At 70.8% G+C, this 13010-nt stretch carries 13 protein-coding genes; 12 read left to right on the top strand and 1 reads right to left on the bottom strand.

All coding sequences use genetic code 11. The features are described from left to right. Positions 1 to 80 precede the first annotated feature (80 nt). The 3 genes from ACFU8W_RS10780 to ACFU8W_RS10770 are packed head-to-tail and all read left to right on the top strand — an operon-like array spanning position 81 to position 2412. Positions 81 to 440 carry a histidine triad nucleotide-binding protein gene (locus ACFU8W_RS10780; RefSeq protein ID WP_266985817.1) on the top strand — a complete coding sequence of 120 codons (360 nt, stop codon included), beginning with the start codon at positions 81 to 83 and terminating at the stop codon, positions 438 to 440. A 34-nt stretch (positions 441 to 474) separates the two neighbouring features. Beyond that, entirely contained in the window at positions 475 to 1392 is a 918-nt protein-coding gene (locus ACFU8W_RS10775; RefSeq protein ID WP_345519362.1) for a ribonuclease Z, read from the top strand. A 27-nt stretch (positions 1393 to 1419) separates the two neighbouring features. Beyond that, a complete protein-coding gene (locus ACFU8W_RS10770) occupies positions 1420 to 2412 on the top strand; it encodes an adenosine deaminase (protein WP_384034602.1) in 993 nt (330 codons plus the stop codon). Positions 2413 to 2442: 30 nt separating this feature from the next. Here the strand turns inward: ACFU8W_RS10770 and ACFU8W_RS10765 are convergent, their stop codons facing one another. Continuing rightward, entirely contained in the window at positions 2443 to 3789 is a 1347-nt protein-coding gene (locus ACFU8W_RS10765) for an MFS transporter (protein WP_384034599.1), read from the bottom strand. 352 nt (positions 3790 to 4141) lie between these two features. On the opposite strand from ACFU8W_RS10765, the gene ACFU8W_RS10760 reads away from it, so the two are divergent. The 9 genes from ACFU8W_RS10760 to era all read left to right on the top strand — a co-directional run bounded on the left by ACFU8W_RS10760 (position 4142) and on the right by era (position 12725). Continuing rightward, the gene (locus ACFU8W_RS10760) at positions 4142 to 5251 is read left to right on the top strand and encodes a PfkB family carbohydrate kinase (RefSeq protein ID WP_345519368.1); all 1110 of its coding nucleotides are present in this window, start codon (positions 4142 to 4144) and stop codon (positions 5249 to 5251) included. 138 nt (positions 5252 to 5389) lie between these two features. Further along, complete coding sequence (locus ACFU8W_RS10755; RefSeq protein WP_345519370.1) at positions 5390 to 6406, top strand: PhoH family protein; 1017 nt, start codon at positions 5390 to 5392, stop codon at positions 6404 to 6406. Positions 6407 to 6418: 12 nt separating this feature from the next. After that, positions 6419 to 6916, top strand: coding sequence for an rRNA maturation RNase YbeY (gene ybeY, locus ACFU8W_RS10750; protein WP_384034595.1), 498 nt, complete (start codon positions 6419 to 6421; stop codon positions 6914 to 6916). Beyond that, positions 6913 to 8205 (top strand): hemolysin family protein, encoded by a 1293-nt coding sequence (locus tag ACFU8W_RS10745; RefSeq protein ID WP_384034593.1) that lies wholly within the window; start codon positions 6913 to 6915, stop codon positions 8203 to 8205. Before ybeY ends, ACFU8W_RS10745 begins: the two co-directional genes overlap by 4 nt. Continuing rightward, the gene (locus ACFU8W_RS10740; RefSeq protein ID WP_384034590.1) at positions 8202 to 8555 is read left to right on the top strand and encodes an MmcQ/YjbR family DNA-binding protein; all 354 of its coding nucleotides are present in this window, start codon (positions 8202 to 8204) and stop codon (positions 8553 to 8555) included. The genes ACFU8W_RS10745 and ACFU8W_RS10740 overlap by 4 nt, the downstream gene beginning before the upstream one ends. 215 nt (positions 8556 to 8770) lie before the next feature. Beyond that, the gene (locus tag ACFU8W_RS10735; RefSeq protein ID WP_037697728.1) at positions 8771 to 9124 is read left to right on the top strand and encodes a hypothetical protein; all 354 of its coding nucleotides are present in this window, start codon (positions 8771 to 8773) and stop codon (positions 9122 to 9124) included. 164 nt (positions 9125 to 9288) lie between these two features. Beyond that, positions 9289 to 10668, top strand: a complete 1380-nt coding sequence (locus ACFU8W_RS10730) for a beta-xylosidase (RefSeq protein WP_384034587.1) — start codon at positions 9289 to 9291, stop codon at positions 10666 to 10668. A gap of 87 nt (positions 10669 to 10755) precedes the next feature. Then, complete coding sequence (locus ACFU8W_RS10725; protein ID WP_384034584.1) at positions 10756 to 11700, top strand: WxL protein peptidoglycan domain-containing protein; 945 nt, start codon at positions 10756 to 10758, stop codon at positions 11698 to 11700. 50 nt (positions 11701 to 11750) lie between these two features. After that, a complete protein-coding gene (era, locus tag ACFU8W_RS10720; protein WP_345519385.1) occupies positions 11751 to 12725 on the top strand; it encodes a GTPase Era in 975 nt (324 codons plus the stop codon). Positions 12726 to 13010 lie beyond the last annotated feature (285 nt).

The raw sequence follows: 13010 nt of genomic DNA, 5'->3' as shown, positions 1-13010 counted from the left end.
CTCCCGGTTTCGGGAACGGGGCAACCGCGCCCGATAGCATGCCCGTGTACGGATCAACCACGCGACCGAGGAGCCCGGCCATGGCGGGAGAACCGCAGCCCGACTGCCTGTTCTGCAAGATCGTCTCGGGAGACGTCCCGGCAACCATCGTCCGCGAGACCGAGACGACCGTCGCCTTCCGCGACATCAACCCCCAGGCCCCCACCCACATCCTCGTCATCCCCCGCGTCCACCACCGCGACGCCGCCACCCTCGCCGCCGTCGAGCCGCAGATCGCCGCCGACATACTGCGCGAGGCCGGGCACATCGCCGCCGACGAGAAGATCACCGACACCGGTTACCGGGTCGTCTTCAACACCGGTGCCGGTGCCGGGCAGACCGTCTTCCACGCGCACGCCCACGTCCTGGGCGGCCGCGGAATGCAGTGGCCGCCCGGATAACGCCGAACCACCCGAATCGCAGGCCGCCGCACTCATGTCCATACGCGAACTCGTCGTCCTCGGCACCGCCAGCCAGGTCCCCACCAGGCACCGCAACCACAACGGCTATCTGCTGCGCTGGGACGGCGAGGGCATCCTCTTCGACCCCGGCGAGGGCACCCAGCGCCAGATGCTGCGCGCCGGTGTCGCCGCGCACGACATCAACCGGATCTGCGTCACGCACTTCCACGGCGACCACTCCCTCGGCCTTGCCGGGGTGATCCAGCGCATCAACCTCGACCAGGTCCCGCACCCCGTGACCGCGCACTACCCGGCGAGCGGGCAGCAGTACTTCGAGCGGCTGCGGTACGCGACCGCCTACCGCGAATCCGTCGAGCTGACCGAAGCCCCGGTCGCGGCCGACGGGATCCTCGTCGAGACCGCCGCATACACCCTGCACGCCCACCGGCTCTCCCACCCCGTCGAGTCGTACGGCTACCGCCTCGTCGAGCCCGACCGGCGGCGCATGCTGCCCGACCGGCTCGCCGAGCACGGGATCAGCGGTCCGGACGTCGGACGGATCCAGCGCGAGGGCTCGCTGGGCGGCGTCGGCCTCGACGAGGTCTCCGAGCGCAGGCGCGGACAGCGCTTCGCGTTCATCATGGACACGAGGCTCTGCGACGGCGTGTACACGCTCGCCGAGGGGTGCGACTTGCTGGTCATCGAGTCGACCTTCCTCGACGAGGACGAGCGGCTCGCCACCGACCACGGCCATCTCACCGCCGGACAGGCGGCCCGGGTGGCCCGGGAGGCGGGCGTACGGCATCTCGTGCTGACGCACTTCTCGCAGCGGTACGGCGATCCGGATGTCTTCGCCACGCAGGCTCGCGCCGCCGGGTTCGAGGGCGAACTGACCATCGCCCAGGACCTGATCAGCGTTCCCGTCCCGAGCCGACATCAACAACAGCAGTAACCGGCAGCAAGAGTGAGCGAGCAACCCGTGCATCTCCCCAAGGCAGAACTCCACCTCCACATCGAAGGGACCCTCGAACCCGAGCTGGCCTTCGCCCTCGCCGAGCGCAATGGCGTGGAGCTGCCGTACGCGAACACCGAAGAGCTGCGCACCGCCTATCTCTTCGACGATCTGCAGTCCTTCCTGGACCTCTATTACGCGCTGATGGCCGTCCTGCGCACCGAGGAGGACTTCGAGCAGCTCGCCGACGCCTACCTCACCCGCGCGGCCGCCCAGGGCGTCCGCCACGCGGAGATCTTCTTCGACCCGCAGGCGCACACCGCCCGCGGCGTCCCGATCGGCACCGTCGTCGAAGGACTCGGCCGGGCGCTCGACCGCAGCGAGGAGACCCATGGCATCTCCACCCAGCTGATCATGTGCTTCCTGCGCGACCAGTCCGCCGAATCGGCCCTGGAGACCCTCGACGCCGCGAAGCCGTACCTGCACCGGATCAGCGCCGTCGGCCTGGACTCGGCGGAGGTCGGGCATCCGCCCGCGAAGTTCCGTGAGGTGTACGAGGCGGCCGGGGCGCTCGGGCTGCGGAAGGTCGCACACGCCGGGGAGGAGGGGCCGCCGGAGTACATCCGGGAGGCGCTCGACGTCCTCGGGGTCGAGCGCATCGACCACGGGCTGCGCTGCCTGGAGGACCCGGACCTGGTGAAGCGGCTCGTAGCCGACCGGGTGCCGCTCACCCTCTGCCCGCTGTCCAACGTACGGCTGCGCGCCGTCGACACCCTGGAGCAGCACCCGCTGCGGGCGATGCTGGACGCCGGGCTGCTCTGCACGGTGAACTCCGACGATCCCGCGTACTTCGGCGGATACGTCGGAGACACCTTCCATGCCGTCCACGAGGCGCTCGGACTGGAGCGTGAGCAGCTGCGCACGCTGGCCCGGAACTCCTTCGAGGCGGCCTTCCTCGACCACGACGAGGAGCGCAGGTCGCGCTACCTGTCGGAGGTCGAGGCGTACGCGTTCGACTGAGGGCCTGCCGGGTGACTTTCGTCCGCCCGATCAGAGGTCACCCGGCAGGCTCTGACCGTCCGCGCCCGACGGACCGGCCGTCCGGAACGCGTTCCTGCCGAGGCGCCTGCGGCGCAGCGCGGGCATGCTGATCTCCGTGACGGCCTGTTCCGGCGCGCCCATCCTGGGCACCGCGCCGGACAGCGTGCCGGTGGTCGCGGCGAGCAGCGCCGCGGGGGCGCCACCCCGGCGGCGGACGGAGCCGGGCACCAGCGGACGGCCGCCGGTGTGCAGCGCGACGGCCGTGACCGGGGCGGCGACCAACAGGGTCACGGCGCCCAGGATCAGGCCCATCACCGGGTAGCCGGCCGTCTCGGACAGCACACTGCCGAGGACCGGGCCGCAGGCCACGCCGACGGACGACGCGGAGCCCGCGAGGACCGCCCAGCGGCCCCGCACGTCCAGGGACGCGGCCAGACCGATCAGATACGACAGGACCACCGGGTAGACGGTGTTCCACGCGATCTCGCCGGTGGCGAACGAGCCGAGTCCGGCGGCCGACGAGCTGAGCACGATGCTGCCCGCGATGATCACGGTGCCGAGACCGATCGGGACGGCCCGGCCGAGTCTGGCGCCCAGCACTCCGGCGCCCGTCACGCCGAGCAGGCCGGCGCCGAGCGCGGCGGCGAACACCGCGCCGATGGTGACCTCCGAGAGCCCGGCCTGGGACACGCCGATCCGGCTGCTGACCCCCCACAGGGCGTTCTGTGCCATCGACCAGACGAGCATGCCGCCCGCCAGCACCAGACCGGAGCGGCGGTGCGGCAGCCGGCCGCTCACCGGTGCCGTCGAACCGGTGGGCGCCGAGCCGCCGAGCCGCGCGGTGGCGGGCCAGACGAGCAGGGCGACCAGGGCGATCGAGGCGAACGGCAGCCGATGGCCACCACCCAGGTGAGGGATCGTCAGGTAGAGGGCGCCCGCGGTCGCGGAGACGCTCAGCAGGCCCAGGGACGAGGTCCGGTGCGGATCGCGCTGTGCGGCGATACCGGCCGCGGCCACTGCCGTCGCCGTACCCGAGCCGAGCCCGCCGATCACCGCGCCCATGACCACGAGGGGCACGGAACCGGCCAGTGAGGCGCAGCCGTAGCCCACCACGGCCAGGGCCAGTCCGGCCCGCGCCGGTCTCTGCGACCCGTACCGCTCGACCCGGCCCGCCAGTGTGAATCCGGCGGTGGCCGAACTCAGCAGGAGTGCGCTGCCGACCAGGCCCGCCTGGGCCGCGCTGAGGCCCAGATGGGTGGAGAGCCGGCCGACGATGGTGGGAAGCAGATAGGCGGCGAGGTAACCGGCGGTGAACACGGCGACCAGGGGCCACGCGGCGCGAGGGCGCGGGGACATGGGCGTTCCTGAAGACATGCCGAAGGAGGCAGGGAAGGCGGGGGGAGGTACAGCAGGGGGACGTGGCACTCGTCGGTGTCGATCGGCGACGGTGCGCGCGGGCCAATTTGTATCAAGTGCGCACAGTCGACCGAAAGGCGCCCCTGAGTGATCTGGGTCACATTTGTGTTTGCCGCCATATGGGGCGGGTAACAGCGCATGTTTACGCAGGTCAGTGTGGGTGTGTGCGGACCCGGGGCGCGTCGGGCACCGGTCCCGCTCACGCCCGCGCGGCGCGACGGCGCGGACCCACCCCGGATGCAGGGGGGAATCGGGCACACTGGCCGGATCTGCCACGACCGGGGAGTGCAAGGTGAGTACAGACAATCCAGGCATCGACCCACTGGACGGGCTGCGTGCCCCGCAGGACCCGGACTGCGATGTGTTCCTCACCGGCACGGTCTTCCTCGACATCGTCTTCACCGGGCTGGACAGCGCCCCGGTCCGCGGCACCGAGTCCTGGGCCCGCGGCATGGGCTCCAGCCCCGGCGGCGTCGCCAACATGGCCACCGCACTGGCCCGGCTCGGACTGCACACCTCGCTCGCCGCCGCGTTCGGCGACGACCACTACGGGGAGTACTGCTGGGACGCCCTCGAACAGGGCGAGGGCATCGACCTCTCGATGTCGCACACCGTCCCCGGCTGGCACTCGCCGGTGACCGTCTCCATGGCGTACGAGGGCGAGCGGACGATGGTCTCGCACGGACACGAGGCCCCGCCGCCCGTCACCCCCTCGCACGCGGACCGGGCCTTCCCGCGCTGCCCGCCGCGCGCCCGCGCCGCCATCGCCTCGCTGACCCCCGGCCGCAGCGAGCCCTGGGTCGCCGTCGCGGCCCGGCACGGCGCCCGGATCTTCGCCGACGTCGGCTGGGACGAGACCGGCCGCTGGGACCTGGACGCGCTTCCCGACCTGCAGTACTGCCAGGCGTTCCTGCCCAACGCGGAGGAGGCGATGCGCTACACCCGTACCGACTGCCCCCGTGCCGCAGCCCGCGCCCTCGCCGAACGGGTGCCGCTCGCCGTCGTCACGCTGGGTGCGGAGGGCGCCTACGCGGTGGACGCGGAGACCGGTGTCACCGCCGAGGTGCCCGCTATCGAGGTCGAGGCCCTCGACCCGACCGGCGCGGGCGATGTCTTCGTCGCCGGATTCGTCACGGGGACCCTGGCGGACTGGCCGCTGGCCGATCGGCTGGCCTTCGCGGGACTGACCGCGGCGCTCTCCGTCCAGGAGTTCGGCGGGTCCCTGTCGGCGCCGGGCTGGGCGGAGATCGCCGCCTGGTGGCAGCGGGTCCGCACCTGCGACGGGCAGGATCCGGCGGCCCTCCAGCGGTACGCGTTCCTGGAGCATCTGCTTCCCGCCGCCGCCCGGCCGTGGCCGCTGCGCCGGGCCGTACCGACCATCGGCTTCCGTCACTTCGCGTGAGACGGGCACAGGCGTTCGCATCGTGTGCGAAAAAGCCCTCGGTGTTGTCCGTGCGGAGTCGTAGGCTTGGAAGTCCAGAGGTTGTCGAGCGGCGAGAACCCTGCAACGGGAGGTATGTGCAGGCCCGAGGGCCGGCCCATGACTCAGACACCCACACAGCCGCAGGCGCGTGCCCAGATCATGATTCCGGCCGCACACCCCATGGTGATGCTCCTGGGATCGGGCGACTCGCTGCTGCGCGTGATCGAAACGGCGTTCCCGGCGGCCGATATTCATGTCCGGGGCAACGAAATCCGAGCCACGGGTGACGCAGCTGATGTCGCCCTGATTCAGCGCTTGTTCGACGAGATGATGCTCGTGCTCCGCACCGGGCAGCCGATGACGGAGGACGCAGTGGAACGCTCGATCGCCATGCTCCGGGCGAGCGGCAACGGGCAGGGGGAGCCGCAGGGCGAGACACCCGCAGAGGTGCTCACCCAGAACATTCTCTCCAATCGCGGTCGCACGATCCGCCCCAAGACGCTCAACCAGAAGCGCTACGTCGACGCCATCGACAAGCACACGATCGTCTTCGGCATCGGACCCGCCGGTACCGGCAAGACCTATCTCGCCATGGCGAAGGCGGTCCAGGCACTGCAGTCCAAGCAGGTCAGCCGGATCATTCTGACCAGGCCCGCCGTCGAGGCGGGGGAGCGGCTCGGGTTCCTGCCCGGCACGCTCTTCGACAAGATCGACCCGTATCTGCGCCCGCTCTACGACGCGCTGCACGACATGCTCGACCCCGACTCGATCCCGCGGCTGATGGCGGCGGGCACGATCGAGGTGGCGCCGCTGGCATACATGCGCGGACGAACGCTCAACGACGCGTTCATCATTCTCGACGAGGCGCAGAACACCAGCGCCGAGCAGATGAAGATGTTCCTGACCCGGCTCGGCTTCGACTCGAAGATCGTCGTCACCGGTGACGTGACCCAGGTCGACCTGCCGAACGGGACCAAGAGCGGCCTGCGTCAGGTCCAGGAGATCCTGGACCGGGTCGAGGACGTGTACTTCTCCCGGCTTACCTCCCAGGATGTCGTCCGGCACAAGCTGGTCGGCCGTATCGTCGACGCGTACGAGAAGTACGACAACCGAGACAGCCACAACGGGAAGTAGTCGCAGCGCACCATGTCGATCGACGTCAACAACGAGTCCGGAACCGAGGTCGACGAGCAGGCGATCCTCGACATCGCCCGCTATGCGCTCGCACGGATGCGGATCCACCCGCTCTCCGAACTCTCGGTGATCGTGGTGGACGCCGACGCCATGGAGCAGCTCCACATCCAGTGGATGGACCTGCCGGGTCCGACGGATGTCATGTCCTTCCCGATGGACGAACTGCGTCCGCCGGCGAAGGACGACGAGGAGCCCCCGCAGGGGCTCCTCGGGGACATCGTGCTGTGCCCGGAGGTCGCGACGAAGCAGGGCGAGGACGCGGAGACCCGGCACTCCATGGACGAGGAGCTCCAGCTCCTCACCGTCCACGGGGTGCTGCATCTGCTGGGGTACGACCATGAGGAGCCGGACGAGAAGGCCGAGATGTTCGGTCTCCAGGCAGCGATCGTGGACGGCTGGCGCGCCGAGCACGGCCTGACCGGTCCGTCGCCCGCCCCCACCGTCTCGTGAGCGTCCCTCTCGTCCTGGGTGCCGTCCTGCTGGTCGTGTTCGGCTGGCTGGCGGCCTGCGCCGAGGCGGGCATCGCCCGCACGTCGAGCTTCCGGGCGGCCGAGGCGGTGCGCTCCGGGCGGCGCGGCAGCGACAAGCTGGAACAGGTCGCGGCCGACCCGACCCGCTATCTCAATGTCGCCCTGCTCGTGCGGGTCGCCTGCGAGATGTCGGCCGGTGTGCTCGTCACGTACGCGTGCCTGAGGGAGTTCCCGGAGACCTGGGAGGCGCTGGCCGTCGCGATGGGCGTGATGGTCCTCGTGTCGTACGTCGCCATCGGCGTCTCGCCGCGCACCATCGGGCGGCAGCACCCGCTGAACACGGCGACGGCGGCGGCGTACGTGCTGCTGCCGCTCGCCAGGATCATGGGCCCGATCCCCCAGCTGCTGATCCTCCTCGGCAACGCGCTCACCCCCGGCAAGGGGTTCCGCAAGGGCCCGTTCGCCAGCGAGGCGGAACTGCGGGCGATGGTCGACCTCGCCGAGCAGGAGTCGCTGATCGAGGACGAGGAGCGGCGCATGGTGCACTCGGTCTTCGAGCTCGGCGACACGCTGGTGCGCGAGGTGATGGTGCCGCGGACGGACCTGGTCTGCATCGAGCGGTACAAGACGATCCGGCAGGCGCTGACCCTGGCCCTGCGCTCCGGGTTCTCCCGGATCCCGGTCACCGGGGAGAACGAGGACGACATCGTCGGGATCGTCTACCTCAAGGACCTGGTCCGCAAGACGCACATCAACCGGGAGTCGGAGGCCGATCCGGTCTCCACGGCGATGCGTCCTGCGGCGTTCGTGCCAGACACCAAGAACGCCGGTGATCTGCTGCGCGAGATGCAGCAGGACCGCAGCCACGTCGCCGTCGTCATCGACGAGTACGGCGGCACGGCGGGCATCGTCACGATCGAGGACATCCTGGAGGAGATCGTCGGTGAGATCACCGACGAGTACGACCGTGAGCTCCCGCCCGTCCAGGAGCTGGAGAACGGCTGTTTCCGAGTGACCGCCCGGCTCGACATCGGCGACCTGGGCGAGCTGTTCGGGGTCGACGCGTTCGACGACGAGGACGTGGAGACGGTCGGTGGACTCCTGGCGAAGGCGCTCGGCCGGGTGCCGATCGCCGGGGCTTCCGCGGTCGTCGATCTTCCCGACGGGCGTCGGCTCCGGCTGACCGCGGAGTCCCCGGCGGGGCGCCGGAACAAGATCGTCACGGTGCTGGTGGAGCCGGTGGTGCCGGACGAGGCATCAGCGGAATGACCCCGCAGGAGTTGAGGGCGTTCTGCCTGGAGTTCAACGCGAGCGTCGAGGAGTTTCCGTTCGGACCGGAGACCTCGGTGTTCAAGGTGCTCGGCAAGATGTTCGCACTCAGCACGCTGGACGCACGGCCGCTCACGGTCAATCTGAAGTGCGATCCGGATGATGCGGTGCGGCTGCGGGAGAAGTACGCGGCGATCGCCCCGGGGTGGCACATGAACAAGCGGCACTGGAACACGGTGACGGTGTCGGGGGTGCCGGGGCGCCTGCTGCGGGAGCTGATCGAGGACTCGTACGACTTGGTGGTGGCGGGGTTGCCGCGGGCGGAGCGGCTGCGGCTGGACCGGGGGTAGAGCGGGCCCCGGGCGCCGCCCCGGGCGCCGCCCCGGGCGCCGCCCCGGGCCCGCTCCTCCACCGCCACGGGGGCCGGCCGTGGCCCGTCACGTGTGGCGGAGGACTGCCGCCACCGCCGTCCGCACGCCCCCGAACAGTTCGCCCTGTGCGGTCGCCGGCACTCCCAGCAGCGGGCGCTTGCGGTCCCCGGCCGTCCGCTTCGTATGCTCGGCACATGACTGAGAGCACCGACCTCGGCCCCGAGGACCGCAAGATCGTCACGCTGGCGCGCAGCGCCCGCGCCCGCAACGGTGTGCCGGAGGGCGCGGCCGTACGGGACGAGACCGGACGTACGTATGTCGCGGGCACCGTACAGCTGGAGTCGCTGAAGCTGAGCGCCCTGCAGACCGCCGTCGCGATGGCGGTGGCCAGCGGCGCCACTTCTCTGGAGGCGGCCGCGATCGTCTCCGAGGCGGAGACCCCGTCGGACGCGGACCGCGCGGCGGTACGGGACCTGGGCGGGCCGCAGACCCCGGTCCTGCTGGCCGGACCGGACGGCGCGGTGCGGGTCAGTGTGACGGCCGGCTGACCTCGGATGTCGTCAGGATCCCTGGGAGCAGGGATCTTGACAGCATCTGATGGCCCATCAGTCGGGGCATTTCGCTGCCATTGACTTCTTTTCGACCGGAGTCATCAATGGCCCCCTGCCGGCGCAGAAGAGCCGCTGCGCCGCGTCCCGCAGGAGGGGGTTCCATGCGTCCGACCACGCATCCGACCATTCGAAGATCCGCCGCCCGAAGACACCCGGACCGCAGGCGCCGCTGGGCCGCCGCGCTCGGCGTCACCGCGCTCGTCGTCACCGGGGGAGGAGCGCTCGCAGGCCCCGCGCAGGCCCTGGCGGCGGCCTCCGTCGCGGTGGACTTCCCCACGCACTGCATCCCGCCGGCCATCGCGGGCATCCCGCCGATCGACGGGACGACGACGGCGCAGATCAGCGTCGACAACGCCGCCCCGAAGGTGGGCGACACGGTCAACGTCACGTACACCGTGGTCAAGCCGGCCGCGAGCAACCCGGTCGATCTGGCCCTGCCCGCCGACATCATGACGCCGACCGGCAAGGTCACCGTCGGCGGCGCCCAGAGCGGCAGCGTCACCGTCGCCGGTCCCAAGAAGAACGACCCCGTACCCGGCAAGGGCAACTTCCCGTCCTTCTCCATGACGGGCGCTTTCACGGTCACCGCACCGGGTGAGATCACGCTCTCGCCCGGCGACTACAACATCCACACCAGCTACATCATGGAGCTGGACACCCCCTGCACGGTGACGAACCCGCCCGCCCCCGTCTCCCAGACGGTCATCGCGACGAACGGCGGCGGCCAGGTCAACGAGCGTGCCATCCAGCTCGGTACGGCCTCCGGCAAGGCGGGCGACCCGGTCACCGTGACCGGATCGAAGTTCACCGCGGGCGCGAACGTCACCCTGGCGGGCCGGGCCGGTGGCACCCAGACCGCGGACACGGTCACGGTGACGGCCGACAACCACGGCGGTTTCACCGGACAGCTCACCGTCAACGATCCGGCGACCACCGGCATCGTCGCGTACGAGGGCTCCGGCTGGGACGCCGACAAGGGCGCGGGCCCGCAGGCGTACACCGTCACCGGTGGCGGCGGGGAGATCCCCGGCGACAGCCAGCGACTCACCTCGTCCGTCAAGGCGGGCACCCTGTCCATGACCCAGGCCGGCGACACCGTCGAGATGTCGGCGGTCGACTTCGGCACGGGCGGCGCCTCCCGCGGCTCCCTGCAGACGGTGACGGTCCAGGACTTCCGCGGTGGTCCCGCGGGCTGGTCCCTGACTGGCAAGGTCACCGACTTCAGCGGCCCCGGCGGTGCGACGATCGGCGCCTCCGCGCTCAGCTGGACCCCGCTCTGCGGGACGAAGCCCGGGAGCCCGAGCACCTGCGCCGCAGGGTCCGAGGGCTCGGTCGGCAGTGCGGGCGCCACCCTGGCGTCCACCCCGAACGGGGCGTTCACCGGCGGTGAGTTCACCGTCGACGCCCGGCTCGCCCTGGACGTACCGGCGTACACCGCGACCGGCACGTACTCCGGCGTGCTGACGCTCACCCTCACCTGAGCGTCGGTCCCCGACCGACCGGTGGGCCGGGCGGTGAACCCGGCCGGCCCACCCCGTCCGTACCGAGCACCCTGGGGGTTCCGCACCGTGCGCAAGCTGTACGCACTCCTTCTGGCCGCCGTCCTGCTGCTGTTCGGCGCACCCGTGGGCCATGCCGCCGACAACGGCAGCTGGTCCGTCTACCCGGCCACCACGAAGTACGGGCAGCGCCCGTACTTCTATCTCTCCGCCGACCCCGGTGCCACCCTCACCGACAAGGTCACCGTCACCAACATGACCGCCGAGCCGCTGACCTTCCGGCTGTATGCCGCCGATGCCTACAACACCGAACGCGACGGCGGGTTCGCCGTCCGCACCCCGGACGAGAAGCAGCGTTCCATCGGCGCCTGGGCGAGGACCGGCCGCGACAAGGTCACCGTGAAACCGCACGGCTCCGTCACCGTGCCGGTCACCGTCACCCTCCCGGAGACCGCCGAGCCCGGCGACCACCCGGGCGCCCTCGTCGCTCTCGACGAACGCATCGACCCCGCCGACCGGGGAGCCGTCGCCGTCGGCATCCGCAAAGCGGTCGGCGCCCGGATCTATCTCCGGGTCAACGGACCGACGATGCCCGCGCTGTCCGTCGACGACGTCACCGTCGAACACACCCAGCCGCTCGTCCCGGGCACCGGAAAGGGCCGGGCCGTCATCTCGTACACCCTCCACAACCGCGGGAACGTCACCCTCAACCCCAAGGTCGCCCTCAAGGCCCAGGGGCTCTTCGGCCGCACCCTGCTCGCCCGCGACCTGAAGAGGATCCCGTCCGAGCTGCTGCCCCGCCAGGAGGTCAGGCTGACCGAGCAGTGGGCCGACGCACCGCAGCTGGAATGGGGCGAGATCGAACTGACCGCGAGCGCCCGCGACACCCGTGAGTCCGCCGCCGCCCGGTACGTCGCACTGCCCTGGTTGATGGCCGCGGTCCTGCTGGTGATCGTCGGCGGCGGTACGGGGATGTGGATACGGGCCCGGCGGAGCCGCATCCGTAGGGCCTGAGACGACAGCAGGCCGCCCGCTGTGCGGCGGGGCCGCCGGGATCGGGGACAATGGGCGCCATGAGCGCTCGACCGAACCCAGAAGCTGCTGCGCAGCAGGCTGAGAACAACGCCCCCCACCGGGCCGGCTTCGCCTGCTTCGTGGGCCGCCCCAATGCGGGCAAGTCCACCCTTACGAACGCTCTGGTCGGCCAGAAGGTGGCGATCACCTCCAACCGGCCCCAGACGACCCGCCACACGGTGCGCGGCATCGTGCACCGCGAGGACGCACAGCTGATCCTGGTCGACACCCCCGGCCTCCACAAGCCGCGCACGCTGCTCGGCGAGCGACTGAACGACGTCGTGCGGACCACCTGGGCCGAGGTCGACGTCATCGGTTTCTGCCTGCCCGCCGACCAGAAGCTCGGCCCCGGCGACAAGTTCATCGCCAAGGAACTCGCGGGCATCAAGAAGACCCCGAAGATCGCGATCATCACCAAGACCGACCTGGTCGACTCCAAGCAGCTCGCCGAACAGCTGATCGCCGTCTCCCGTCTCGGCGAGGAGCTCGGCCTTGAATGGGCAGAGATCATTCCGGTCTCCGCGGTGAAGGACAGCCAGGTCGACCTTCTCGCTGACCTGATCGCGCCGCTGCTCCCCGAGAGCCCGCCGCTCTACCCGGAGGGCGACCTCACCGACGAGCCCGAGATGGTGATGGTCGCGGAGCTGATCCGGGAGGCCGCGCTCGAAGGCGTACGCGACGAGCTGCCGCACTCGATCGCGGTCGTCGTCGAGGAGATGCTGCCGCGCGAGGGCCGGCCCGCGGACAAGCCGCTGCTCGACATCCACGCGAACGTGTACATCGAGCGGCCCAGCCAGAAGGGCATCATCATCGGCCCGAAGGGCAAGCGGCTGAAAGAAGTCGGCACGAAGTCGCGCAAGCACATCGAGGCGCTGCTCGGCACACCGGTCTTCCTGGACCTGCATGTGAAGGTCGCCAAGGACTGGCAGCGCGACCCGAAGCAGCTGCGCAAGCTGGGTTTCTGAGCGTCGGCTGAGTCCGGCGGTCGGAGGCCGGCGCAGTCGCCCGATGCCGCTGAGGCCCCCCGGGGCCGAGGGGTGCGAGGGTGGCCGTGGGGGTGGGTCCCGAAGCAGCTGCGCAAGCTGGGGTTCTGAGCGTCGGCTGAGTCCGGCGGTCGGAGGCCGGCGCAGTCGCCCGATGCCGCTGAGGCCCCCAGGGCCGAGGGGTGCGAGGGTGGCCGTGGGGGTGGGTCCCGAAGCAGCTGCGCAAGCTGGGGTTCTGAGCGTCGGCTGAGTCCGGCGGTCGGAGGC

The organism is Streptomyces sp. NPDC057565, assembly GCF_042801455.1.
In the GTDB taxonomy this organism is placed as follows: Bacteria; Actinomycetota; Actinomycetes; order Streptomycetales; family Streptomycetaceae; genus Streptomyces; species Streptomyces yanii.
Note: the sequence above shows the minus strand (reverse complement) of the source record. Positions and strands in the feature narration are given on the sequence as shown.